This window comes from Streptomyces davaonensis JCM 4913, assembly GCF_000349325.1.
Classification (GTDB): Bacteria; Actinomycetota; Actinomycetes; order Streptomycetales; family Streptomycetaceae; genus Streptomyces; species Streptomyces davaonensis.
The window spans coordinates 4,406,464-4,428,003 of record NC_020504.1 but is presented as its reverse complement, the minus strand read 5'-3'; the positions used below and the strand labels follow the sequence as shown (position 1 = coordinate 4,428,003).

Annotated in this window: 26 protein-coding genes; 14 read left to right on the top strand and 12 right to left on the bottom strand. The window is 70.5% G+C overall.

The window, feature by feature from the left end; all coding sequences use genetic code 11:
* Positions 1-2: 2 nt before the first annotated feature.
* The 4 genes from BN159_RS19410 to BN159_RS19400 all read right to left on the bottom strand — a co-directional run bounded on the left by BN159_RS19410 (position 3) and on the right by BN159_RS19400 (position 2,701).
* Positions 3-1,268 carry a GNAT family N-acetyltransferase gene (locus tag BN159_RS19410; RefSeq protein WP_015658691.1) on the bottom strand — a complete coding sequence of 422 codons (1,266 nt, stop codon included), beginning with the start codon at positions 1,266-1,268 and terminating at the stop codon, positions 3-5.
* Positions 1,269-1,289: 21 nt separating this feature from the next.
* Positions 1,290-1,436 (bottom strand): hypothetical protein, encoded by a 147-nt coding sequence (locus tag BN159_RS45780; RefSeq protein ID WP_015658690.1) that lies wholly within the window; start codon positions 1,434-1,436, stop codon positions 1,290-1,292.
* Positions 1,433-2,212, bottom strand: a complete 780-nt coding sequence (locus tag BN159_RS19405; protein WP_015658689.1) for an SDR family NAD(P)-dependent oxidoreductase — start codon at positions 2,210-2,212, stop codon at positions 1,433-1,435. Before BN159_RS19405 ends, BN159_RS45780 begins: the two co-directional genes overlap by 4 nt.
* Before the next feature lie 153 nt (positions 2,213-2,365).
* The gene (locus BN159_RS19400; RefSeq protein WP_015658688.1) at positions 2,366-2,701 is read right to left on the bottom strand and encodes a YnfA family protein; all 336 of its coding nucleotides are present in this window, start codon (positions 2,699-2,701) and stop codon (positions 2,366-2,368) included.
* A gap of 133 nt (positions 2,702-2,834) precedes the next feature.
* On the opposite strand from BN159_RS19400, the gene BN159_RS19395 reads away from it, so the two are divergent.
* A complete protein-coding gene (locus BN159_RS19395) occupies positions 2,835-3,320 on the top strand; it encodes a hypothetical protein (protein WP_015658687.1) in 486 nt (161 codons plus the stop codon).
* A gap of 11 nt (positions 3,321-3,331) precedes the next feature.
* Here the strand turns inward: BN159_RS19395 and BN159_RS19390 are convergent, their stop codons facing one another.
* Positions 3,332-3,736 carry a winged helix-turn-helix transcriptional regulator gene (locus tag BN159_RS19390; RefSeq protein WP_015658686.1) on the bottom strand — a complete coding sequence of 135 codons (405 nt, stop codon included), beginning with the start codon at positions 3,734-3,736 and terminating at the stop codon, positions 3,332-3,334.
* Between the two features lie 135 nt (positions 3,737-3,871).
* On the opposite strand from BN159_RS19390, the gene BN159_RS19385 reads away from it, so the two are divergent.
* On the top strand, positions 3,872-4,756 hold the full coding sequence (locus tag BN159_RS19385; protein ID WP_015658685.1) for an NADP-dependent oxidoreductase: 885 nt from the start codon (positions 3,872-3,874) through the stop codon (positions 4,754-4,756).
* 9 nt (positions 4,757-4,765) lie between these two features.
* On the opposite strand, the gene BN159_RS19380 is transcribed toward BN159_RS19385, so the two are convergent.
* Positions 4,766-5,593, bottom strand: coding sequence for a helix-turn-helix domain-containing protein (locus BN159_RS19380; protein WP_015658684.1), 828 nt, complete (start codon positions 5,591-5,593; stop codon positions 4,766-4,768).
* A gap of 62 nt (positions 5,594-5,655) precedes the next feature.
* Between BN159_RS19380 and BN159_RS19375 the strand changes: the two genes are divergently transcribed.
* The 6 genes from BN159_RS19375 (at position 5,656) to BN159_RS19350 (ending at position 11,612) form a co-directional block, all read left to right on the top strand.
* On the top strand, positions 5,656-6,249 hold the full coding sequence (locus BN159_RS19375) for a TIGR03086 family metal-binding protein (RefSeq protein ID WP_041821504.1): 594 nt from the start codon (positions 5,656-5,658) through the stop codon (positions 6,247-6,249).
* A 79-nt stretch (positions 6,250-6,328) separates the two neighbouring features.
* A complete protein-coding gene (locus tag BN159_RS19370; RefSeq protein WP_015658682.1) occupies positions 6,329-7,441 on the top strand; it encodes an LLM class flavin-dependent oxidoreductase in 1,113 nt (370 codons plus the stop codon).
* Complete coding sequence (locus BN159_RS19365; RefSeq protein ID WP_015658681.1) at positions 7,441-8,031, top strand: FMN reductase; 591 nt, start codon at positions 7,441-7,443, stop codon at positions 8,029-8,031. The genes BN159_RS19370 and BN159_RS19365 overlap by 1 nt, the downstream gene beginning before the upstream one ends.
* Before the next feature lie 74 nt (positions 8,032-8,105).
* A complete protein-coding gene (locus tag BN159_RS19360) occupies positions 8,106-8,831 on the top strand; it encodes a response regulator transcription factor (protein ID WP_193384286.1) in 726 nt (241 codons plus the stop codon).
* On the top strand, positions 8,832-10,244 hold the full coding sequence (locus BN159_RS19355) for a sensor histidine kinase (protein WP_015658679.1): 1,413 nt from the start codon (positions 8,832-8,834) through the stop codon (positions 10,242-10,244).
* 105 nt (positions 10,245-10,349) lie between these two features.
* Entirely contained in the window at positions 10,350-11,612 is a 1,263-nt protein-coding gene (locus BN159_RS19350) for an ArgE/DapE family deacylase (RefSeq protein ID WP_015658678.1), read from the top strand.
* 4 nt (positions 11,613-11,616) lie between these two features.
* On the opposite strand, the gene BN159_RS47765 is transcribed toward BN159_RS19350, so the two are convergent.
* Complete coding sequence (locus BN159_RS47765) at positions 11,617-11,877, bottom strand: hypothetical protein (protein ID WP_086016534.1); 261 nt, start codon at positions 11,875-11,877, stop codon at positions 11,617-11,619.
* Between the two features lie 187 nt (positions 11,878-12,064).
* Between BN159_RS47765 and BN159_RS19340 the strand changes: the two genes are divergently transcribed.
* From BN159_RS19340 to BN159_RS19315, 6 genes are all read left to right on the top strand, one after another.
* A complete protein-coding gene (locus BN159_RS19340; RefSeq protein ID WP_015658677.1) occupies positions 12,065-12,688 on the top strand; it encodes a hypothetical protein in 624 nt (207 codons plus the stop codon).
* Between the two features lie 120 nt (positions 12,689-12,808).
* A complete protein-coding gene (locus BN159_RS19335) occupies positions 12,809-13,435 on the top strand; it encodes a sigma-70 family RNA polymerase sigma factor (protein ID WP_015658676.1) in 627 nt (208 codons plus the stop codon).
* Between the two features lie 194 nt (positions 13,436-13,629).
* Positions 13,630-14,022 carry a PaaI family thioesterase gene (locus BN159_RS19330; protein WP_408055044.1) on the top strand — a complete coding sequence of 131 codons (393 nt, stop codon included), beginning with the start codon at positions 13,630-13,632 and terminating at the stop codon, positions 14,020-14,022.
* Between the two features lie 95 nt (positions 14,023-14,117).
* On the top strand, positions 14,118-14,618 hold the full coding sequence (locus BN159_RS19325; RefSeq protein ID WP_015658674.1) for an NfeD family protein: 501 nt from the start codon (positions 14,118-14,120) through the stop codon (positions 14,616-14,618).
* 62 nt (positions 14,619-14,680) lie between these two features.
* Positions 14,681-16,222 (top strand): flotillin family protein, encoded by a 1,542-nt coding sequence (locus tag BN159_RS19320; RefSeq protein ID WP_015658673.1) that lies wholly within the window; start codon positions 14,681-14,683, stop codon positions 16,220-16,222.
* A 167-nt stretch (positions 16,223-16,389) separates the two neighbouring features.
* Positions 16,390-17,085 (top strand): type 1 glutamine amidotransferase domain-containing protein, encoded by a 696-nt coding sequence (locus BN159_RS19315; protein WP_015658672.1) that lies wholly within the window; start codon positions 16,390-16,392, stop codon positions 17,083-17,085.
* Between the two features lie 17 nt (positions 17,086-17,102).
* Here BN159_RS19315 and BN159_RS19310 read toward each other — a convergent pair whose 3' ends face one another.
* From BN159_RS19310 to BN159_RS19290, 5 genes are all read right to left on the bottom strand, one after another.
* Entirely contained in the window at positions 17,103-17,627 is a 525-nt protein-coding gene (locus BN159_RS19310; RefSeq protein ID WP_231905628.1) for a GNAT family N-acetyltransferase, read from the bottom strand.
* Between the two features lie 23 nt (positions 17,628-17,650).
* Positions 17,651-18,175, bottom strand: a complete 525-nt coding sequence (locus tag BN159_RS19305; protein ID WP_015658670.1) for a hypothetical protein — start codon at positions 18,173-18,175, stop codon at positions 17,651-17,653.
* Positions 18,176-18,297: 122 nt separating this feature from the next.
* Entirely contained in the window at positions 18,298-19,023 is a 726-nt protein-coding gene (locus BN159_RS19300) for a dienelactone hydrolase family protein (protein WP_086016533.1), read from the bottom strand.
* Between the two features lie 411 nt (positions 19,024-19,434).
* Positions 19,435-20,562: a three-Cys-motif partner protein TcmP gene (locus BN159_RS19295; protein WP_015658668.1), complete on the bottom strand. Its 1,128-nt coding sequence runs from the start codon at positions 20,560-20,562 to the stop codon at positions 19,435-19,437.
* 100 nt (positions 20,563-20,662) lie between these two features.
* Positions 20,663-21,418: a DUF5131 family protein gene (locus BN159_RS19290; RefSeq protein WP_015658667.1), complete on the bottom strand. Its 756-nt coding sequence runs from the start codon at positions 21,416-21,418 to the stop codon at positions 20,663-20,665.
* Between the last annotated feature and the right edge of the window lie 122 nt (positions 21,419-21,540).

The following is a 21,540-nucleotide window of genomic DNA, read 5'->3' as shown; positions in this document are numbered from 1 at the left end:
CGTCACGCCAGCTTCTTCTCCATCAGTGTCACCGCGTACGGGCTTCCCGCCCCGTCCTGCTTGGCCCGCTGCTCGCCGACCACTCGGTAGCCCGCGGACTCGTAGTAGGCGATCAGGCGCGGGTTGGAGCTCAGGCAGTCCAGGCGGGCGCAGGGGCGGCCGGTCTCGGTGATGCGGGACTCCGCCTGGGCCAGGAGGGCGCGACCGGCGCCGGGCGGGGCCGTGTGGGGAGTGGTCATCAGGCGGTGGATGTAGCCCGCCTCGTCGGGGCGCGGGCCCCAGGCCGCCGGGTCGGACCACCACAGTTCCCAGGCTCCGGCGAGCCGGCCGTCCGCGTGGGCCAGCCAGACCTCCCCGTCGCGCATGCGGGCGCGGAAGTGGGCCTCGTCCTTCTCGCCCGGCTTCCACTGGTCGATTCCGCGGGCCAGCTGCCACAGCGCCGCCGAGTCGCGCAGGCGGACCAGGGTCGGGGCGTCCGGCTCCGTCGCCTTGCGGTAGGTCAACTCGGGCCAGGTGGTGGGCGGTTGTTCCAGGAGGGCGTTGCGCAGGGTGCGCGCGAGGGCCTCCGCGTCCAGGGAGAGGGCCTCGGTGACATAGCCCTCGACCGAGCCGTAGCGCTCCTTCAGGGCGGCGAGGAACAGCCGCATCACCGACTCCGGGGCGCGGGCGAAGTCCGGCCAGCGCGGGGAGCGGCCGTCGTTGCGGGCCCGCCAGTCGGCGAGCAGGGCCTCGGTGGCCAGTTCGGTGAGGCTGAAGTCCTCGATGATCGTCCGCTCGTCCACACCGAGCAGGGACAGCACCAGGGCCGCCAGTTCGCCCGTGCGGTCCTTGCCGGAGGCGCAGTGGAAGACCAAGGGCTCGGCCGACTCCGCTGATTTCGCGATGAGTTCGAGGGCCTGCCGGATCTCCTCGGTGCCGTCCTCGGCGACCTCCATGTACCGCTCCGCCAGATACGGGCCCGCGTGCACGCCGGGGGGCTGCGCGGCCTGGTCGTAGGGGCGGTGCTCGATGCTGAGGTTGCGGTACGTCAGGCTCGGGTGGTCCGGGACCCGGCCCCGGGCCTCGATCTCGAAGGGGTGGCGCAGGTCGATCACCGTACGGACGCCCAGGGCGAGGAAGCGGGTCCAGTCCTCGGTGCCCTCGGCGAGCTTGCCGAGGGAGTCGGCGCGATACAGGCGGGCGGGGCGGATCCGGCGGCCGTCGGACGTGCGGTAGCCGCCGAGGTCGCGGAAGTTGTGCAGGGCGTCGAAGCGTATGTGTCTGTCCACGACCAACGTTCTACGTCGGTTCTACTTCGGCGCGTGGGTGACCGCGTAGATCATGACGAACGCCACGATGTGGATGCCGAACAGGAAGTAGCCGAGCCACCACCACATCTGGCGCTCGTTGTGGTGTTCCTTCGGCGCGGGGTTCGGGTCTTTCCGGTCGGGGCTCACAGCTCTCGATGCACCTTCGTGTTGGACGCCTGGGCGCGGGGGCGGACGACGAGGAGGTCGATGTTGACGTGGCTCGGGCGGGTCACCGCCCAGGTGATGGTGTCGGCGACGTCGTCGGCGGTGAGGGGTTCGGCCACGCCCTGGTACACCTTGGCGGCCCTCTCGGCGTCGCCGCCGAAGCGGGTGAGCGCGAACTCGTCCGTCTTGACCATGCCGGGCGCGACCTCGATCACCCGGACCGGCTTGCCGACGATCTCCAGGCGGAGGGTCTCGGCGAGGACGTGCTCGCCGTGCTTGGCGGCGACGTAGCCCGCGCCGCCCTCGTAGGTGCCGAGGCCCGCCGTCGAGGACACCACGACGACCGTGCCGTCGCCGCTCGCCTCCAGCTTGGGCAGCAGGGCCTGGGTGAGGTTGAGGGTGCCGATGACGTTGGTCTCGTACATCGCACGCCAGTCGGCCGGGTCGCCGGTGGCCACGGGGTCGGCACCCAGGGCGCCGCCGGCGTTGTTGACCAGGACGCCGATCGACGGGAAGGCGGTGGCGAACTCGTCGACCGCGGTGCGGTCGGTGACGTCCAGCTGGTAGGCGGCGGCGGAGTGCCCGGCCGCGTTGATCTCCTCGGCCAGCGCCTCGATGCGGTCCTTGCGGCGGGCGGTCAGCACGACCCGGTACCCGGCCGCGGCGAGCTGCCGCGCGGTGGCGGCGCCGATTCCACCGCTCGCGCCGGTGACGATCGCGATGCGGGAGCCTGCGGCGGACGGTGCGGCGGGGGCCATGGGTAGTGCTCCTCGGGTCCTCGGACGACTGGGTCGACGTTCGAAAGGCTGTCCGGCCAGGATAGGCGGGCGGATCGGTGGTTTGTGCGGCTGTGGGTGGTAGGTGGTTGCGACCAGCCCCCACCCACCCGCGGTCGCCCACGGGCGGGCCCCCTACTCGCCGCGCGGGGCGTACATGATCACGGCCATTCCCGCGAGGCAGATCAGTGCCCCCAGCACGTCCCAGCGGTCCGGCCGGTAGCCGTCCGCGACCATGCCCCAGACAAGAGAGCCGGCGACGAAGACGCCACCGTACGCGGCGAGGATGCGGCCGAACTCCGCGTCGGGCTGGAGGGTCGCCACGAATCCGTAGGCGCCGAGCGCGAGCACGCCTCCGCCGATCCACACCCAGCCGCGGTGCTCCCGCACGCCCTGCCAGACCAGCCACGCGCCGCCGATCTCGAAGAGGGCAGCGACGACGAACAGGACGGCGGAGCGCAGGACGGACATGCGCGCAGCCTCGCACACGGCCGTCCGCGGTCCGCCTGTCACCTGTTGGACGGCGCCTGCGTCCCGCTCTGCGTGGGATAGATCCCTACGAAAAGTATGAAAAGTACGACGGATGTGTGAGAGGGGTCGGCGTATGCGGAGTGTGCGGGTGCTGGGGGCCGGAGTCGTGGCGGCGGTGCTGGTGGCGGGCGGGGCGTCGGGCGCCGGAGCGGCCGGTGCCGTTGCCGTGCAGGGCCCGGAGGCCGACCTGGCCTATCACGGGGCCGCGGCGCTGGTCTCCGGCGAGGTCGATCTGAGGTTCACCCCGCTCAATCACGGTCCGTCGTCGGTGCCCGACGCGACCGTACGGCTGCGTTGGTCGGAGCCGCTGGCGGACGTGCAGGACCTGCCCGACGGCTGTGCCCGGACCGAGGTGAAGGCGGTGCTGTGCCGGGTGGGCGCGCTGGCGGCGGACGAGGTGGGGGAGCGGATCGCGCTGCGGGTACGGCTGCGGGAGGCGCCCACCGAGGTGCAGCTGGAGATCGACACGGTGTGGAACGGCGGGGCGGTGGACCGCAACCACCTCAACGACCGTCAGTGCGTGCTGATCCTGGACACGGGTGACGCCTACTACTTCTAGACGTCCTGCTTCTAGACGTCCTGCACGGAGTCGTAGCGCTCCCGCGCCTCATGCACCTGCTCGATGTGGGTCTCGGCCCAGTCCTTCACCGCCGTCAGCAGCAGGGACAGGCTGTGGCCGAGAGGCGTGAGCTCGTAGTCGACGCGGACCGGCACGGACGGGGTGACCTCGCGGGTGAGGATGCCGTCGCGCTCCAGTGAGCGCAGGGTCTGGGTGAGCATCTTGGGGCTGACCCCGGCGAGCTTGCGGCCGAGGTCGCTGTAGCGCATGGGCCCGGCGGCGAGGGCGGCGACGACCAGGCTGACCCACTTGTCGCTGAGCCGGTCCAGCAGCTGGTTGGTGGGGCACCCCTTGATGAACGCGTCGTACTCCAGGCGTGCCTGCTCGCGTCGCTGCGCCGCCGTCATGGTCGCCATGGCTCACCTCTGGGGTATGTACGCACTCTCAGGTAACTACTTACGAATAGATAGTAGCTCTTCCTAGGGTTGCCGAGGCCGAGGAGATACCGAGGCTCTCAACCTTCGAGCAACCTTTCGAGGAGCTGTTCAGACATGCGCGCAGCAGTGGTGACGACGTTCGGCGGACCCGAGGCCGTGGAGATCGTGGCGACCGAGGTGCCGGAGCCGGGGGCCGGCCAGATACGGATCAAGGTGGCGGCGGCCACGGTGAACCCGGTCGACGCCGGCGTCCGGGCGGGTGTCTTCGGGGGCGCCGGGCAGCGGATCGGACTGGGCTGGGACGTCGCCGGGACGGTGGACGCGGCCGGTGCCGACGCCGCCTGGACCGTCGGCGACGAGGTGGTGGCGCTGCACTACGGCCCGGTGAAGCCGCTGGGCACCCACGCCGAGTACGTCGTCGTGGACGCGGACGCGGTGGCCAAGGCCCCGGCGAGCGCCGACGCCGTACACGCGGCCACGCTTCCGCTGAACGCCCTGACCGCCGTACAGGCCCTTGACCTGCTCGGGGTGAAGCCGGGCCAGTCGCTGCTGGTGACCGGTGCCGCGGGCGCGGTCGGCGGGTACGCCCTCCAGCTCGCCGCGCACCGCGGGATCACCGCGACGGCGCTGGCCCGGGAGACGGACGAGGAGCTCGTACGGTCGCTGGGGGCGGCCGGGCTCGCGGGCGCCGACGAGGGCGGCTTCGACGCCGTGCTCGACGCGGCGTTCCTCGGCGAGGCGGCCCTGGAGCGGGTGCGCGACGGCGGCGCCTACATCGGCGTCATCCCGCACGCCGAACCGGCGTCCGTGCGCGGGGTGCGGACGGGCGCGGTCGAGGTGAACGCCGACGGCGGCGCGCTCGCCGAACTGTCCCGCCTGGTCGACGAGGGCGTCCTGACCCTCCGGGTCGCCGAGACCTACGCCCTGGACGACGCGGCCAAGGCCCACGCCCGGCTGGCGGAGGGCGGTCTGCGGGGGCGCCTGGTGCTGGTGCCGTGAGCAAAGGATCTAGGCGGGTGCCGCCGCCTGTGCGTACGCCGTCGGCGGCACCCCCACCGTGGCCGTGAAGTCCCGGATCAGGTGGGCCTGGTCGGCGTAGCCGAGTTCGTCGGCGAGGGCGGCCCAGTCGGTGTCCGAGTGGGTGCCGGCGTGGTCCAGGGCCTCCTGGATGCGGTAGCGGAGCAGTACCCACTTGGGGCTCACGCCCACGTACGCCGAGAACAGCCGCTGGAGTGCCCGGGTCGACAGCCCCTCCGCGTCGGCGAAGTCGCCGACCCGGCGGACCGTGCGGTCGGCGCGGATGCGCCGGACGAGCTCCATGGCGAGGGCGGCCTGGGGGTCAGGGGCGGGGGCCAGGGCCGACAGGAAGGCGTCGAGGGCGGCCACCCGGTCCCGGTCGTCGACGGGGGTGACGACCGTGCGGGCGGCCTCGCCCGTGGCCTGCGGGAAGACGTCCTCGGCGGGCAGGGCCCGGTCGGTCCACCGGGAGACAGGTTCCGCGGGGGCGTAGGGCCGGAAGCCGCCGGGGCGGAACTTCACCCCGCAGACCCGGCCGCGTCCGCTCAGCTTCCGGGTGTACAGACTGCGGGTCACCCCGGTCAGCTCCCCGTACGGCGGGCCCTCGTCCTCGTCCCACTGGAAGGTGAGGTTGACGGCCGGGTGCGGGACGATCTGCGAGGCGTACGGCTCGGGCAGGTCCCAGTCGATCAGCCAGTACCACTCGACGTAGTGGCGCAGCGGCTCGGCGGGCCGGTGGCGGCGGAAGCGCACGCGGGTCAGCAGGCCGGCCGGGTCCACGATGCCCCGGGTGTCGGTGTCCTGGTGGCGAACCTCCATGCCTGGATCGTATGTCGCGTTTCTTCAAGAAGCGGGGCCCCGGCCGCTCCTACGGTCGGGGCATGGACACGAACCCTGTGAAGACGTACGGCATCGGTGAGCTGCTGGAGATGGCGCGGGAGCGGGCGCTTCCGGTGGTGGCGGGTATCCCGGACACGGCGCTCGACGGGCCCACGCCCTGCGCCGAGTACGACGTGAAGGCGTTGTTCAACCACTTGCTCCACGTGGTCGTCCAGTTCCAGCGGCTGGCGGTGAAGCAGGACTCGGACTTCAGCGAGACCCCGGACCGGCTGGCCGCCGGCCCCGAGTGGCGCGCGCTGTTCGCCGAGGAGACGGACCGGCTGGTGGAGGTCTGGTCCGCGCCCGGCGCCGAAGAGGGCACGACGGGCGCGATGAACATGCCGGCGCGGCTGGTCGGCTCGATGGCGCTGCTGGATCTGACCGTGCATGTGTGGGACCTGGCGCGGGCGACGGGCCAGGAGTACCCCAGTGCGGACGAGGCGGTCGTGGCGGAGCTGGCCGCGGCGGTCGCGGAGCTGGAGCCGACGGCCCGGAAGATGGGCGTGTTCGGGGCGCCCGTGCCGGTGGCGGAGGACGCGCCGCCCTTCGAGCGGCTGCTCGCCGACACCGGACGCGACCCGCACTGGACGCCCTGAGCGGGCCGGGAATAGCTCGCGCGGGGTCGCCGTTCTCAGGGTATAGTTGAACAGTCAACAACCTGGAGGGTGAGCGACCATGCAGTTCGGGATCTTCAGCGTCGGCGATGTCACGCCGGACCCGACGAACGGGCGGACGCCGACCGAGGCGGAGCGGATCAAGGCCATGGTCGCCATCGCGCTCAAGGCCGAGGAGGTCGGCCTGGACGTCTTCGCGACCGGCGAGCACCACAACCCGCCGTTCGTGCCGTCCTCGCCGACCACGATGCTCGGCTACATCGCGGCGCGGACGGAGAAGCTGATCCTCTCCACCTCCACCACGCTGATCACCACCAACGACCCGGTGAAGATCGCGGAGGACTTCGCGATGCTCCAGCACCTGGCCGACGGGCGGGTCGATCTGATGATGGGCCGCGGCAACACCGGCCCGGTCTACCCCTGGTTCGGCAAGGACATCCGCGAGGGCATCAACCTCGCCATCGAGAACTACAACCTGGTCCACCGGCTGTGGCGCGAGGACGTCGTGAACTGGGAGGGCAAGTTCCGCACCCCGCTCCAGGGCTTCACCTCCACGCCCCGCCCGCTGGACGGCGTACCGCCGTTCGTCTGGCACGGCTCCATCCGCTCGCCGGAGATCGCCGAACAGGCCGCGTTCTACGGTGACGGCTTCTTCCACAACAACATCTTCTGGCCGGCCGACCACACCAAGCGGATGGTCGAGCTGTACCGCAGCCGCTACGCCCACTACGGCCACGGCACCGCCGAGCAGGCGATCGTCGGGCTCGGCGGGCAGGTGTTCATGCGGAAGAACTCGCAGGACGCGGTGCGCGAGTTCCGCCCCTACTTCGACAACGCCCCGGTCTACGGCCACGGGCCCACCCTGGAGGACTTCACCGACCAGACCCCGCTGACCGTCGGCTCGCCGCAGCAGGTGATCGAGAAGACCCTGTCCTTCCGCGAGTACGCCGGTGACTACCAGCGCCAGCTGTTCCTGATGGACCACGCGGGGCTCCCGCTGAAGACCGTGCTGGAGCAGCTCGACCTGCTCGGCGAGGAGGTCGTCCCGGTGCTGCGCGAGGAGTTCGCGAAGAACCGCCCGGCGGACGTGCCGGACGCCCCGACCCACGCATCCCTCAAGACCGCGCAGGAGAAGTCCGCGCAGGACAGCTCCGCGCAGGAAGTGACCGTCTGATGAAGCTCGTCGTCGTCTCGGCGGGGCTGAGCGTCCCGTCCTCCACCCGGCTGCTCGGCGACCGGCTGGCCGCCGCCGTCAGCGGACGGACCCCGGCCGAGGTCGAGGTCGTGGAGCTGCGCGACCTCGCCGTGGAGATCGCGCACAACTTCACCAACGGTTTCCCCGGCCGGAAGCTGTCCGCCGCGCAGCAGGCGGTCACCGAGGCGGACGGGCTGATCGTGGTCACTCCGGTGTTCTCGGCGTCGTACAGCGGACTGTTCAAGTCGTTCTTCGACGTGCTGGAGCAGGACGCGCTGGCGGGCAAGCCGGTACTGATCGCCGCGACCGGCGGCACCGCCCGGCACTCCCTCGTCCTGGAACACGCCCTGCGCCCGCTCTTCGCCTACCTGCACGCCGTGGTCGTCCCGACCGGGGTGTACGCGGCCTCGGAGGACTGGGGAGCGGAGGGGCTGGACGGGCGCATCGAGCGGGCGGCGGGGGAGCTGGCGGCGCTGATGAGCGGGCTGGGTTCGGCGCGGCCGGCCCAGGACGACCTCGCCGTCGTGCCGTTCGCGGAGCAGCTGGCGGCGCTGCGGCCCGCCGGGTGAGAGGCCAGTAAGAAGGAATCCGGGTGCGCTGCCCGTCACGGCGGACGAACGTCCGCCTTGGCAGACTGGGCAGCGTGTCTCAGACCGTGCTCCTAGCCGAAGACGACCGCGCCATCCGGCATGCCCTGGAGCGTGCCCTGACCCTGGAGGGCTACCGGGTCACCGCGGTCGCCGACGGCGTGGAGGCGCTGGCGCAGGCCCACACCTCGCCACCGGACGTCCTCGTCCTCGACGTGATGATGCCCGGCATCGACGGCCTCCAGGTCTGCCGGGTACTGCGCGCCGAGGGCGACCGCACCCCCATCCTGATGCTGACGGCGCTCGTGGAGACCCAGGACCGGATCGCGGGCCTGGACGCGGGCGCGGACGACTACGTCGTCAAGCCCTTCGACGTGGAGGAGGTCTTCGCCCGCCTGCGCGCCCTCCTGCGCCGCACCGGACAGGCCGGCGCCGCCGCGGACGTACCCAAGCCCGAAGAGGCCCCCGAGCAGGCGCCCGAGCGCGCGCTGGAGGCGGCCGGTCTCCGGCTGGACCCGCAGGCCCGCCGGGCCTGGCGCGGCGAGCGCGAACTGGAGCTCACCCGCACTGAGTTCGAGCTGATGGAACTGCTCGTGCGCAACGCCGGGATCGTCCTCGACCACGCCACCATCTACGACCGCATCTGGGGCTACGACTTCGGCCCCGGCTCCAAGAACCTCGCCGTCTACGTCGGCTACCTGCGCCGCAAGCTCGACGAACCCGGTGCCCCGCCACTCATCCACACGGTGCGCGGGGTGGGTTACGTGCTCCGGGAGGACTGAGTGAGCCGCGTCGGGCGACTGCTGCGGCGCCCGCGGCCCCGGCTGGTCTCCCTGCGCACCACCTTCGCGGTGTCCTTCGCGACGGTGACCGCCGTGGTCACCGTCGTCGTCGGCATCCTGTCCTACAGCGCCGCCGCCCGGCTGGTCCGGGTCGACCAGCAGTCCGTCTTCGACGAGGTGGTGCAGGACGTACGGGACGAGGTCAGCAACCGGCGGATGGACCCCGTGGACTTCTCCTCCACCGCGCCGGGCCACGACCTGGTACGCCCCGCCCGCACCGATGTGCAGGTCCTCGGTCCGGACGGCTCCGTCTACGACCCCGGACGCCCCGGACTGCCCGTCACCGACTCCGACCGCCGGATCGCCGCCCAGCAGGTCTCCGGGCGCACGGTCGTGCACGCGGACGTCGATGTCGGCAACGACGTCTACCGCGTCGCCACCGTCTCCTTCGGGGGCGGGCGGGGAGCGGTGCAGATCGCGCAGGAGTTCAGCAACACCGAGGATCTGCTGCGGGCGCTTCAGCAGCGGACGTTGATCCTCACGTCGGCGGTCGTGGTCGGCGCCGGTCTTTTCGGATGGTGGCTGGCCCGGCGGATCACCCGCAGGCTGATCGTCCTCACCTCCGCCGCGGAGGACGTCGCGCGGACCCGACAGCTCGGCATCCAGGTGCCGGTCACCGGGTACGACGAGGTCGGGCGCCTCGGCCGGGCCTTCGACCGCATGCTCGGACGGCTCGCCCAGTCCGAGGAGGACCAGCGGCGCTTGGTGCAGGACGCGGGGCATGAACTGCGTACGCCGCTGACATCCCTGCGCACCAACATCTCGTTGCTGCGCCGGATCGACGAGTTCCCGCAGGAGACACGGGACGAGCTGGTCGCCGACCTTGCCACGGAGGCTCGTGAACTGACCGATCTCGTCAATGAGCTGGTCGACCTCGCGGCCGGGCAGTCCGACTCCGAGCCTCCTCAGCGGGTGGATCTCGCCGAGATCGCGGAGGAGGTGGCGGGGCTCGCGCAGCGGCGTACGGGGCGGCGGATCGTGGTGCGGGCGAGTGGGGACACGACGACGGACGGGCGGGCGGGGATGCTTCAGCGGGCGATGTCGAATCTTGTGGAGAACGCGACGAAGTTCGACCGTGGGGGGACGGCCACTATCGAGATCAATGTGGCTGGGCCGGCGGTTCATGGGCCGGTGCGGGTTGAGGTGTTGGACCGGGGTCCGGGGATCACCGATGACGACCTCACGCATGTCTTCGATCGGTTCTATCGGGCTGCGGATGCACGGCCGATGCCTGGGTCGGGGCTGGGGCTCTCGATCGTGCGGGAGGTGGCTTTGTCGCATGGGGGTGCGACGTTCGCTGCGCGGCGGCCGGGGGGTGGTTCTGTTATCGGGTTCACGGTGGGGGGTGGCTGAGTTGTGTGGCCGGGTGCGGGTGCGTTGGGGCTGGTCGCGCCCACGCGGCGGAGCCGCAAATCGACACTGTCCCGCGCCCCTGGGTGGGAATTAGCATCCGGCGTTATGTTGAGCCGTGACGAGGGTGCCGCGCTTGCCGCCATCGATGAAGCAGATGTCGCCCGCACGCTGCTGGAGCTCATGGCTGTCCCCAGCGTCACCGGCTCCGCTGCCGAGTCGGAATTGCAGCACCTATTGGCTCGCCGACTTGAACTCCTGGATCTGAACGTCGACTTGTGGTCCATGGACCTCGACGCCCTTCGCTCCGATCCCTCCTTCCCCGGCTCCGAAGCCCCCCGCGACGAGGCCTGGGGTCTGGTCGGTACGACCGGTGACGAGGACGGTCCGATCCTCATCCTCCAAGGTCACGTCGATGTCGTGCCGCCCGGAGACCTCGCCGCCTGGGACGGGGACCCCTTCGTCCCCCGGGTCACCGGAGATCTCGTGCACGGGCGCGGCGCCTGTGACATGAAGGCCGGACTGGTCGCGCACCTTGCCGCCCTCGCCGCGATCCGGGCGGCCGGGGTGCGGCTGCGAGGCCGGGTTGCCGTGCACTTCGTCGTGGGGGAGGAGGACGGCGGGATCGGCGCCTTCGGGACCCTGCGCCGAGGCCATCGCGGTGACTCCTGTGTCATCGCCGAGCCGACCGGTGGGAGTGTCATCACCGCCAACGCGGGCGCGCTGACCTTCCGGATCGCCGTGCCGGGCAAGTCCGCGCACGGCAGTTCACGCGAGCAGGGTGTCAGCGCGATCGACGCCTATCTGCCGTTGCACGCGGCGCTGGCCCGCCTGGAGGCCGAGCGGAACCGGAACCCGGCGCCGCTGATGGCGGAGCATCCGATCCCGTACGGCCTCTCGGTCGGTACCGTGCGCGCCGGTGACTGGGCGAGCAGCGTGCCGGATCTGCTGGTGGCCGAGGGGCGGCTCGGGGTGCGGCTGGGGGAGGAACCGGCCGACGCACGCGCCGAGTTCGAGCGGTGTGTGGCCGAGGCGTGCGCCGGGGACGCGTGGTTGCGGGAGCATCCGGCGGTCGTCACCTGGCCGGGCGGGCAGTTCGCGAGCGGGGCGCTGCCGGACGGGCATCCGCTCGCCGACCTGGTGCGCGAGGCCCGGTCCGACGCGGTCGGGGACGGGAAACCGCCGGTGCGGGGTGCGACGTACGGCAGCGATCTGCGGCTGTACTCCGGGGCCGGGGTCCCCACGCTCCAGTACGGGCCCGGCGACATCCAGGTCGCCCACAGCGCACGGGAGCGGGTCTCGGTGCGCGAAGTCGTGGACGTGGCACGGACGTTGGTGCCGGTGATCCTGCGGAGCGTGGGGACGCGGTGAGGTCCTAGGGCGAGACCACCGAGCCGCCGAACGTCACCACCAGCTTGCCGTCCGAGGCGAACGACCAGCCGAGGGCGCCGTCGTAGGAGGTGCAGCGGGAGCCGTTGGTGCCGGACCACCCGGCCCAGTCGGAGTCGATGGTGCCGGTGCAGATCGCGGGCGAGGTCTCGGCCTCGTACCGGGTGGTCGCGGCCTGCGCCGGGTTTCCGGACAGCGCGACCAGCGCACCGGCCAGCAGGCCGGCGCACGCGAGGGCGGGTCTCAGGTGCGTCTGGCGCCTCCAGGAGCCTTGGGGGTAAGCGCTTTCTCCGGGAAGCTTGGGAGTGGTGTTGTGTGCGCGTCAATATCTGTGCATTTGATTCTCATTCACAGACATGAACGAGTGAACTGTTCAAGGGCGTCGGCCGTACCTCTGCCTGACGGTCCGTGCCCGGATGCGAGGATGAGGCGCGATGACAGCAGGGTGGTGTACGCGCACGATCAGGGCCGCGGTGTTCGCGGCCGTATGTGTGCTGCTCGCGGCCCTGGGGCACGTCCTGATGTCCGGCCGTCAGGTGCCCGTGTGGGCGCTGGTCGGTGGGGTCGCCGTCACCGCGGTCGTCGGCTGGGTTCTGGCGGCGCGTGAGCGGGGGCTGCCGCTGATCGTGACGGTTGTGGTGGCGGCGCAGACGGGGTTGCACTCGGCGTTCTCGGCAGCGCAGTCGACGCCCGCGAGGGATATGGGCGCCGGGCACATGCACTCCATGGACGCCATGGATGTGCGCCACATGGATCACGGCGGCTCGATGATGGCCGCGGCCGACTCCTCGTCCTCCTTCGGCATGCTCGCCGCCCACCTGCTCGCCGCGCTGCTGTGCGGCCTCTGGCTGGCGTACGGCGAACGGGCGGCGTTTCGCATCCTGCGGGCCGTGGCCGGATGGCTGGTCGCGCCGCTACGGCTGCTGCTCGCCCTGCCCGCGCCGCCGGAACGTCCCCGCCTGCACGCGGACCGACGCCGCGCGGACCGCGTGCCGCGCCTTCTCCTTGCCCATGCGATCACTTCGAGGGGTCCACCTGCGGGGTTCGCTGTCGCCTGACGACAGCCGGCGCCGACGGCCCTACGGCCGTACCCCCCTCACTTCACTCACCGGGTCGCGGACCGCCGCGCCTGTCCGCATGCGCGGGGTCCGGGCTCCGGACGACCCGAAGGACATCAGGTGATCGCTCCTGATCTGCCGAAACGGACGGTTCGCACGCGTGCGTCTGCTTCCGCCTCCGCCTCCGCCGATGAGTCGATAACGGCGTGGGCGCTTGCCGCGCGGACCGGTGATCCGGCCGCCGTCGAGCACTTCGTGCGCGCCCTGCACCGGGACGTGCTGCGCTATGTCGCGCACCTGTGCGCCGATCCCCAGGCTGTGGACGACCTGGCGCAGGACACCTTCCTGCGCGCGCTCGGCAGCCTGCACCGGTTCGAGGGCCGCTCCTCGGCCCGCTCCTGGCTGTTGGCCATCGCCCGCCGCGCGGTGATCGACAGTTACCGCCACGCCGCCGCCCGGCCCCGGCTCTCCGATCTGCCGGACTGGCAGCTCGCCGTGGAGAACGCCCAACCACGGGGCGTGCCCGGGTTCGACGACGGAGTCGTCCTGCTCGATCTGCTGGCCTCGCTGCCCGCCGAGCGCCGCGAGGCGTTCGTGCTCACGCAGCTCCTCGGACTGCCGTACGCGGAGGCGGCCGAGGTGAGCGACTGCCCCGTCGGAACCGTGCGTTCGCGGGTGGCGCGGGCACGGGCGACATTGCTGGATCTGCTGGACGAGCCGGAGGCGCCCGTGCTTCAGGCGGCTTGATCCGTACGGAGGGGTGCCGGTGTCCGAGGGGCCCGGCACCCCTCGGTGCGATGATGACTTTCGCGCGTCCGTGAAGGAGAGCAAGCCAAGGAGAGCACGTGGCAGACCAGTCAGTGCGGGACGAGGCGGTGGGGGAGCAGGCGAGCCCCGAGACGCAGGCCCGGATCCGCGGCAGCTTCGACCGTCAGGGCCTGATGGGGCATCTCGGCGCCCGGATCACCCACATCGCGCCGGGCAGGGTCCACATCACGCTCCCGAGCCGCCCCGAAGTCACCCAGCAGCACGGCTACTTCCACGCCGGAGCCACCAGCGCCATCGCCGACAGTGCCGGGGGCTATGCCGCGTACACGCTGTTCCCCGAGGACTCCGACGTGCTCACCGTCGAGTACAAGATCAACCTCCTCGCCCCGGCCCTGGGCGACCATCTGGAGGCGATCGGCACGGTGTTGAAGTCCGGCCGGACCCTGACGGTCTGTCAACTTGAGGTGTACGGCGTCCAGGACGACCGCCGCAAGCTCGTCGCCAACGGTCAGCAGACGTTGATCCGGGTGGACGTTGCTCGGGGACCCGGCATTAAGACGGCGTAAAGATTGCCGGAATCCGGCAATGAAACGGTTCCTCTTCGCATGTCACGATCCCGTCAAGTCGGAGGTCGGCGACGGGCGGGAGGGGGACGGCGCGCATGGTCTGGTTTCTGGGACTGGGCACAACGGGGGTCGCGTTGCTCGCCCTGTCGCTGGTCTTCGACGGGGTGTTGGAGGGCGTGCTCGACGGCGCGCTGGACGGGTGGCTGTCGCTGCCGGTCGTTGCCGGGTTCCTGGCGATGACGGGTTTCGGCGGCGCCATCGTCACGGGGGTGGCCGACGCCGGCCCCGCGGTCGCCACCACGGCGGGTGCCGTGTGCGGAGCGGGGACGGCCTGGCTGACGTACCGCCTCAGCCGGATCCTGATGCGTGACCAGACCGATCGCACCCCGAACGGGGGCGACTTGGTGGGCGCCTCCGGGAACGTGGTCACCGCGATCCCCGCGGACGGCGGCTACGGCGAAGTCCTGCTTCAACTCGCCGGTCAACGCGTGAAGTTCGCCGCCCGAAGCGAGGGGCCGGTGGCGCGCGGGGCCGAGGTGTGGGTCGAGGCGGTGCCGTCGGCGACGTCGGTCGTGGTGCGCCCGGTGGACCGCTGAACTCTCCTTCTTCCTTCTTCCTTCTTTCTACTTTCAGTTCGTACTGATTCGGGGGCAGTGTCATGAGTCCTGTCGTCTTCGCTGTCGTGGGAGTCGTCGTACTCCTCGTGCTGCTGGCGCTGGTGGTGATTACCCGCTACAAGGTGGCGGGTCCGAGCGAGGCGTTCATCGTCACTGGCCGGCGCGGCAAGAAGGCCACCGATCCGGAGACCGGGCGGGTCTTCACGGACAACAGCGGCCAGAAGGTCGTGGTCGGCGGCGGGGTGTTCGTCGTGCCGTTCGTCCAGCAGAAGTTCACCCTCGACCTGTCCTCCCGGCACATCCCGGTGGCGGTGCGCGGCGCGGTCACCCTGCGCGGGGTGAAGGCCAACCTGGACGGTGTGGCGATCGTGAAGGTCGGCGGCACCGAGGACTCCATCCGGGCCGCCGCCCAGCGGTTCCTTATGCAGCAGGACGGCATCGTCGGCTTTACCCAGGAGGTGCTGTCGGGCGCGCTGCGCGCCATCGTGGGCCGGATGTCGGTGGAGGACGTCATCCGTGACCGGGCCGCGTTCGCCGGGCAGGTGGCGGAGGAGGCGGAGGCGAGCCTGTCCGGGCAGGGCCTGGTGCTGGACGCCTTCCAGATCCAGGACATCACCACCGAGGGCTCCTACCTGGAGGACCTGGGCCGTCCGGAGGCCGCCCGCGCCAGGCAGGAGGCCGATATCGCCGAGGCCGTGGCCCGGCGGGCCGCCGAGCAGGCGCGGCTGAAGGCGGAGGAGGAGATCGCGGTCGCGCAGCGGACGTTCGCGCTGAAGCAGGCCGAGATCAAGGCGGAGACGGACGAGGCCGCGGCCCGTGCGGCCGCCGCGGGTCCGCTGGCCCAGGCCGCCCGCGAGCAGGAGATCCTCACCGAGCAGGAGAAGGTCGCCGAGCGGCAGGCCGCGCTGACCGACCGCCAGCTCGACACCCAGGTCCGCAAGCCCGCCGACGCCCAGCGCTACGCCGCCGAGCAGGAGGCCGAGGCCCGCCGGGTGGCCCGGGTCAAGCAGGCCGAGGCGGAGAAGTCGGCCGGTATCGCGGACGCCCAGGCGGAGGCCGAGCGGGCGCGGCTGACCGGTGAGGGCGAGAAGCAGCGCCGGAGCGCGCTGGCCGAGGCGGAGGCCGTCGAGGGCCTGAAGCAGGGCGAGGCCGAGCGCTCCCGGCGTGCGGCGATCGCCGAGGCCGTACGTCTGGAGGGAGAGGCCGAGGCGGCGGCGATCGGGGCGAAGGGTGCCGCCGAGGCGGAGGCGATGCGGAAGAAGGCGGACGCGTTCGGGCAGTACGGCGACGCGGCGATCATCCAGATGCTCGTCGAGGTGCTCCCGCAGGTGGTGGCGAAGGCGTCCGAGCCGCTGAGTGCGGTGGACAAGATGACGGTGATCTCGACGGACGGGGCGGGGCGGATTCCGCGGGCGGTTGCGGACAACGTGGCGCAGGGGCTGGAACTCCTGGGGTCCACCACGGGGGTTGACCTGGCGGAGCTGCTGAAGGGGGTTACGCGGGGGGCTGGTGCCGCGCCTGTGTCCGCGTCCGGGGAGCCCGCGTCGTCGACGCTCAACGGCAAGGTGGAGATCACCGGTTGAGGCGCCCGGCACCGACGGGGCGCTGAACACCACGGAAGACTCCGGTATCGGGACGGCAGCGGCCGACCGGTGCCGGAGTCCCGTTTTGGCCTCCGCTGACATGCGAGAGGGACGGGCGCTCGGTATGTTCGAGCTGACCTCGTGCCCGACCTCTCGGAGAGCGCACCATGTCGAAGATCCTCTTTGTGCTGACCGGCTCCGACCACTGGACGCTGGCGGACGGCACCAAGCACCCCACCGGCTTCTGGGCCGAGGAGGCCGTCGCCCCGTACGAGGCGTTCACGGCCGCCGGCCACGAGATCGTCGTGGCGACGCCGGGAGGTGTCGTACCGCCCCTGGACCAGGGCAGCCTGGCGCCGGAGTTCAACGGCGGCGAGGAGGGCGCGCGGCGGATCGCGGACGCGCTCGGCACGATGGCCGAGTTTCAGCGCCCCATCCGTCTCGAGGACGTGAACCTGGCCGACTACGCCGCCGTCTACTACCCCGGTGGCCACGGCCCGATGGAGGACCTGGCCTTCGATGAGACCTCCGGCAAGCTCCTGATCGACGCGCTGGACTCGGGCAAGCCGCTGGGTGTGGTCTGCCATGCCCCGGCCGCGCTGCTGGCGGCCACCAGGGCCGACGGGGTGAACGCCTTCTCCGGCTACCGCCTGACCGGTTTCAGCAACGCCGAGGAGACCCAGGCGGGCTTCGCGCCCAAGGCCAGGTGGCTCCTCCAGGACCGACTGGTCGAGATCGGCGCGGACTACCAGGAGGGCGAGCCGTGGGCCCCGCACGTGGTGGTCGACCGCAACCTGATCACGGGCCAGAACCCGGCGTCGGCGGACCCGGCGGCGACGGAGATGCTGAAGAAACTGCCGTAGCCCTCCCTCTGGCTTGCTCAGACCACGTCGGGACTACGACGCTCAAGGAGTACGACGTCCCGCCACCGGCCGTTCTGCCGCCCGATGCGCTCCCGGGTACCGATGACCCGGAACCCGGCGCGTTCGTGCAGGGCGAGGCTGGCGGTGTTCTCCGGGAAGATCCCGGACTGGACGGTCCAGATCCCGGCGGCCTCAGTACTTTCGATCATGGCTGTGAGCAGTGCGGAAGCGACTCCGCGCCCCCGGGCGCCGGGATGGACGTACACGGAGTGCTCGACCACACCGGCGTAGGCACAACGGTCGGAGACCGACGACACGGCGACCCACCCGACGACGACGCCACGCTCGTCGAGGGCGACGAACCGATGCGCGGCCGACTTCGCCGAGTCGAAGGCCTCCCAGGTGGGGGCGAGGGTCTCGAAGGTGGCGTCACCTTCGTCGATACCGGCTTGATATATGGCGAGGACCGCGGCGGCGTGCTCGGGTGCCATAGGCGCGATACGCACGGGATGCACGAGGTCCATGGAATGCACGGGGTCCATGAAAGGCATTGTCCCGCCCGCCCTCAGTGCCCGGCCACCACCTTCACCATCACCACGCCCAGCCCGATAGCCGCGTCGACGACCGCCGCGACAACTGACGGAACGACCCCGCTGCCCATCCGCCGCCCGCCCAGAAAACCCCACCCGGCCAACGAGGCGATGTCCACCCAGACCGAGATCCACAGCGCGGTGGACAGATGAAAGAGGCCGAAGGCGGAGAGGACGATCATCACCAGTGGCCCCGCGGCGGAGGTGAGCAGAGGGCTGGTGACGTACAGCAGATGCCGCAACTCACCCCGGTCGGGCAGGCGTTGGTGGACGACGCGATGGGCTTGAAGATCGGCCACGAGGGTGGCCAGCCAAAGCCCGAGCGCCGTGCAGGCGATGAACACCGTCGCCGTCGAGTACCGGGTGTGCGAGTTCTGCGCCAGCCCGACGAGCACGGCGAGCATGGTGATGGTCGCGTAGACCCGCTCCTTGACCCGCTCGACCAGGGTTTCGAGCATCTGGGCGGTAACCGGGGGCCGGCCGGCATCGGACTCGGACATACCGAAACCGTACGATCACCGCCCGGCCCGACCGGTCACGACGCGCGCCGATTCATCAGCGCTACGGGCACGAGCTGCCCCTGACAGGACGGCCTCGCAGCTCGATGAGCCCTGGCCAGGTCCTACTTCAGATGGCGGTCGTAGAACCGGTTCCCGTCCTCCAACTCGAACCACGGAGTGCCGGTGTGACCGCCCGTATTGGCGTGCAGGGTCTTCTCCTTGGTGCCGAAGGTGTCGAACAGGTCGAGAGCCCGTTGGCGGGGGTTTCCTTCGTCGTCCCACTGGAGGAGGAGCAGCAGCGGAATGCTGACCTGGCGGGCCTCCTCGCGCTGGGCGCGGGGCACGTAACCTCCGGCGAAGAATCCGGCGGCGGCGATGCGCGGCTCGACCGCCGTGAGGCGGATGCCGAGGGCCATCCAGCCCGAGTACCCGACCGGGCCGCCGATCTCGGGCAGTGCGAGGAGGGCGTCCAGGGTGGTCCGCCATTCCGGGGCGGCGTGCTCGACCAGCGGGCCGACGAGGGACTCGAAGATCTCGTCTACCGGCTCGCCGGCCTGCATGGCCCGGCGAAGCTCGGCGCGGACCTGCTCGTCGGCGGCGGAACGGGGCCGGTCACCGCACCCGGCGGCGTCGATGGTGGCCACCGCGTAGCCGTGCGCCGCGGTCAGGCGGGCCCGGGCCATCAGCCGGGCGTCCCGCTTGGGCAGGCCGTTGTTGTGGGCCATGAGGATCAGTGGGACCGGCGCCGGCGCAGACCCGGGCGTCCACAGGGTGCCGGGGATCTCGCCGAGGATGAATTCGCGCTCGAGGACGCCGTCGTCGAGGCGCTGCTCGGAAGTGAATTGCAGGGTCGTGAAGTGCATGGTCGTGCCCTTTCGGGAGTGCGCTTGAAAACGGCACTCCCGGACGACCTATCGCCCGACCGCGACCTCGGAGAGGAGCACCCACGTCGATACTGCGTTCACGGGTACCACCTCCTCATTCACCGGCACGGCCGTGGGAAACGTAGCAGTGCTCGCCGTAGCCCACCAACAGGTTTTCGGCGGCTCAGGGCCATACAAGGCAATACGGCTGATGCCCCGCCTCATGCAACCGATGCGAGAAGTCCTGCCACTCGTGCAGCGATTGGTGACGGGAGGGCGTTGACCTGGGGTTTCGCAAGGAAATGCGCATTGACCTGGGAAAACTCCTCTCGGTAGTTCTCACGGGTCAACGCCGTTTCCCAGGCTCATGTGCCCTGGATGTGCCCTCGCGGCCTCTCACCAGAGGGCGCCTTGCTCGGCTGACGGACGGGTAGTGGGCGGCGTCGCCGCCAGGCTCACTCGCGTCTTGGCGTTGATGGCACGAGGTTCCGTCGTCACGGCGCCCGCCTCACGCAGCTGCCGGACGGTCTCGATCACTTGGGCGGGCCGGTAGACGGTTTCCAAGAGGGCGTATCGCTTGAGCTCGGGGATGGTTCGCCCGCCGGGCGTTTCGGAGATGAAGTCGTGCAGGATCCGTCGCAGCGGAGCCGTATCCGGTTCGAATACGAGATCAAGCATCTGCTGTTGGGTGTCCCTGGGGTCGCGGTAGCGGACGCCGTAGGAAGGGTCCACCTTCCACATGGCGTCCTTCATCTTCTCCAGCCCCCGTTCGTGCTGGGTGCCGAAGATCAGGTAGAGCATCCTGCCGCCCTCGTCGACCATCTCGAAGTACAGCGTGTGCGTGAAGCCTGCCTGGCGCAGCGTGTTCCGGTACTGCTCGCGCAGGAAGGTGAACTTGCCTGAGGGAGACTGCTGGAAGACGCCTTGCCACTCCTGGCTGCCGAAGGCTTCGTCGCCGAGCTGGCGGTGGCCGTCGTGCTTCTCGGCGAACCGGGTGAGGAAGCTGGGCTCGAAGGTCACCATCACTTCCGTGCTGGGATGGCGCCCCAGCTCCTGGAGGAGCGAGAAGGGGATGTCGGGTCCGCCGAAGCTGTCCAGCAGCACGAAGAGAGGCTTCCCCAACGCGCCGATGCCCCGCAGCTTCTGCAAGAGGGCCGGGTGGAAATCTCCGTGACGTATGTCGACGTCTATTCGGTTGGTGATGTTGTCCGTTTGCCTGGAGCGGACGAGCTCCATCTGGCGCTGTAACTCTTTGACGCGCCGGGCGTCCTCCTCCATGAGGATCACGCGCATACGTTTCGGGAACCTGTGCAGAGCGTCGGCGAAGACTTCGTAAGCGATGACCGGGGAGCCGGGCTCGCCCTGTTTGTAGACGCCGGCACCCGCGAAGCCTTCGGCGTAGCTGATCACGTCGAGCCGTGACAGCAGGATCGGTGCCCAGGCTTCCAAGTACCGCTTCAGTAAGTCATGTTTGGCCGCCGTGTGTGGATCGCGTTCCCACACGGCTTCCTTCGGTACGGCCACGATCGGTCCCCCCTACTCCCGTCGGCCCCGCTGGGGAGAGGGTCACACACCGCTGCCATATGCCACCAGAGTGCGTACGGCGTCTGCTGGGCTTTGGCCGTTAATGGGCTGCGACAGGCAGTCGGGGTGGCATCTCGTCCCAGGTCGCTCCGTCGAGTTCGCGGCCCCCTGACTTCGGGCTGCGGCCACCCCATTGCTTGAAGAAGAAAGGCACTCCAGCGTCGTTGCAGGCGTCGCGGATGTCCACCAGCCACTCCTCCTGCACGGGCCGATGGTGGGGCCCGGACTCCCCGCCGGCAATAACCCAGCCGATGCCGCCCAGGTGCAGACCGGTAAGTGGACCGAGCAGCGGCTCACAGGACAGGAAGCGCACGGCAGCGGGAACTTGTCGAAGGTCGTCGACTCGATCCAGGTGATCTGCATCTTCGACGGAGACGCCCATCCACAAGTTGGAGGGCCAGTCGAGATCGCCGGCCACGCGTCGCAGCCTGCGGGCTCTCTTGGTCAGTAGCTGGTACGTGTGCTGGGGGGTCTCGGCAATCACCTGGAAGACCTGCCGGACGAAGTCCAGGGGGACCTTGGCGTGGAAGAGGTCGCTCATGGAATTGACGAAGACCATCCGTGGGGCCTTCCACTGACGGGGAATGGTCAGCGCGTCTGGGTGAGGGGTGAGGCCGAAGCCCGGGCCTGATGTCCTGGGATCCCCGTCAGTCTGGTACTTGGCAACACCCATGGCCTTGAGGCGCCTGGATAACGTCAAGGCGTAGCAGTTGTCACACCCGGGGGAGATCCGGTCGCATCCTGTGGTGGGATTCCAGGTCGCCTCGGTCCACTCGATTGTGCTGCGATCGCCCATGGGTCCCCTCCCGTAGCGGGTGGACGCTGGTCATCAGCGCTTTCCCACCCGGCGCTTCGACTGCGCTGCCTAACGAGCGACGTGCCGAACTGACACGCGATCACCCCCATCCTTCACGTCGA

Bases quoted from the DNA above. Each gene is read 5' to 3' on its own strand.
- BN159_RS19290 (WP_015658667.1), bottom strand. From the start codon at position 21,418: ATGGGCGATCGCAGCACAATCGAGTGGACCGAGGCGACCTGGAATCCC.
- BN159_RS19400 (WP_015658688.1), bottom strand. From the start codon at position 2,701: ATGTCCGTCCTGCGCTCCGCCGTCCTGTTCGTCGTCGCTGCCCTCTTC.
- BN159_RS19395 (WP_015658687.1), top strand. From the start codon at position 2,835: ATGCGGAGTGTGCGGGTGCTGGGGGCCGGAGTCGTGGCGGCGGTGCTG.
- BN159_RS19385 (WP_015658685.1), top strand. From the start codon at position 3,872: ATGCGCGCAGCAGTGGTGACGACGTTCGGCGGACCCGAGGCCGTGGAG.
- BN159_RS19330 (WP_408055044.1), top strand. From the start codon at position 13,630: ATGGGGCATCTCGGCGCCCGGATCACCCACATCGCGCCGGGCAGGGTC.
- BN159_RS19320 (WP_015658673.1), top strand. From the start codon at position 14,681: ATGAGTCCTGTCGTCTTCGCTGTCGTGGGAGTCGTCGTACTCCTCGTG.
- BN159_RS19340 (WP_015658677.1), top strand. From the start codon at position 12,065: ATGACAGCAGGGTGGTGTACGCGCACGATCAGGGCCGCGGTGTTCGCG.
- BN159_RS19310 (WP_231905628.1), bottom strand. From the start codon at position 17,627: ATGGACCCCGTGCATTCCATGGACCTCGTGCATCCCGTGCGTATCGCG.
- BN159_RS19375 (WP_041821504.1), top strand. From the start codon at position 5,656: ATGGACACGAACCCTGTGAAGACGTACGGCATCGGTGAGCTGCTGGAG.
- BN159_RS19390 (WP_015658686.1), bottom strand. From the start codon at position 3,736: ATGGCGACCATGACGGCGGCGCAGCGACGCGAGCAGGCACGCCTGGAG.
- BN159_RS19305 (WP_015658670.1), bottom strand. From the start codon at position 18,175: ATGTCCGAGTCCGATGCCGGCCGGCCCCCGGTTACCGCCCAGATGCTC.
- BN159_RS19325 (WP_015658674.1), top strand. From the start codon at position 14,118: ATGGTCTGGTTTCTGGGACTGGGCACAACGGGGGTCGCGTTGCTCGCC.
- BN159_RS19365 (WP_015658681.1), top strand. From the start codon at position 7,441: ATGAAGCTCGTCGTCGTCTCGGCGGGGCTGAGCGTCCCGTCCTCCACC.
- BN159_RS19350 (WP_015658678.1), top strand. From the start codon at position 10,350: ATGTTGAGCCGTGACGAGGGTGCCGCGCTTGCCGCCATCGATGAAGCA.
- BN159_RS19370 (WP_015658682.1), top strand. From the start codon at position 6,329: ATGCAGTTCGGGATCTTCAGCGTCGGCGATGTCACGCCGGACCCGACG.
- BN159_RS19380 (WP_015658684.1), bottom strand. From the start codon at position 5,593: ATGGAGGTTCGCCACCAGGACACCGACACCCGGGGCATCGTGGACCCG.
- BN159_RS19315 (WP_015658672.1), top strand. From the start codon at position 16,390: ATGTCGAAGATCCTCTTTGTGCTGACCGGCTCCGACCACTGGACGCTG.
- BN159_RS19405 (WP_015658689.1), bottom strand. From the start codon at position 2,212: ATGGCCCCCGCCGCACCGTCCGCCGCAGGCTCCCGCATCGCGATCGTC.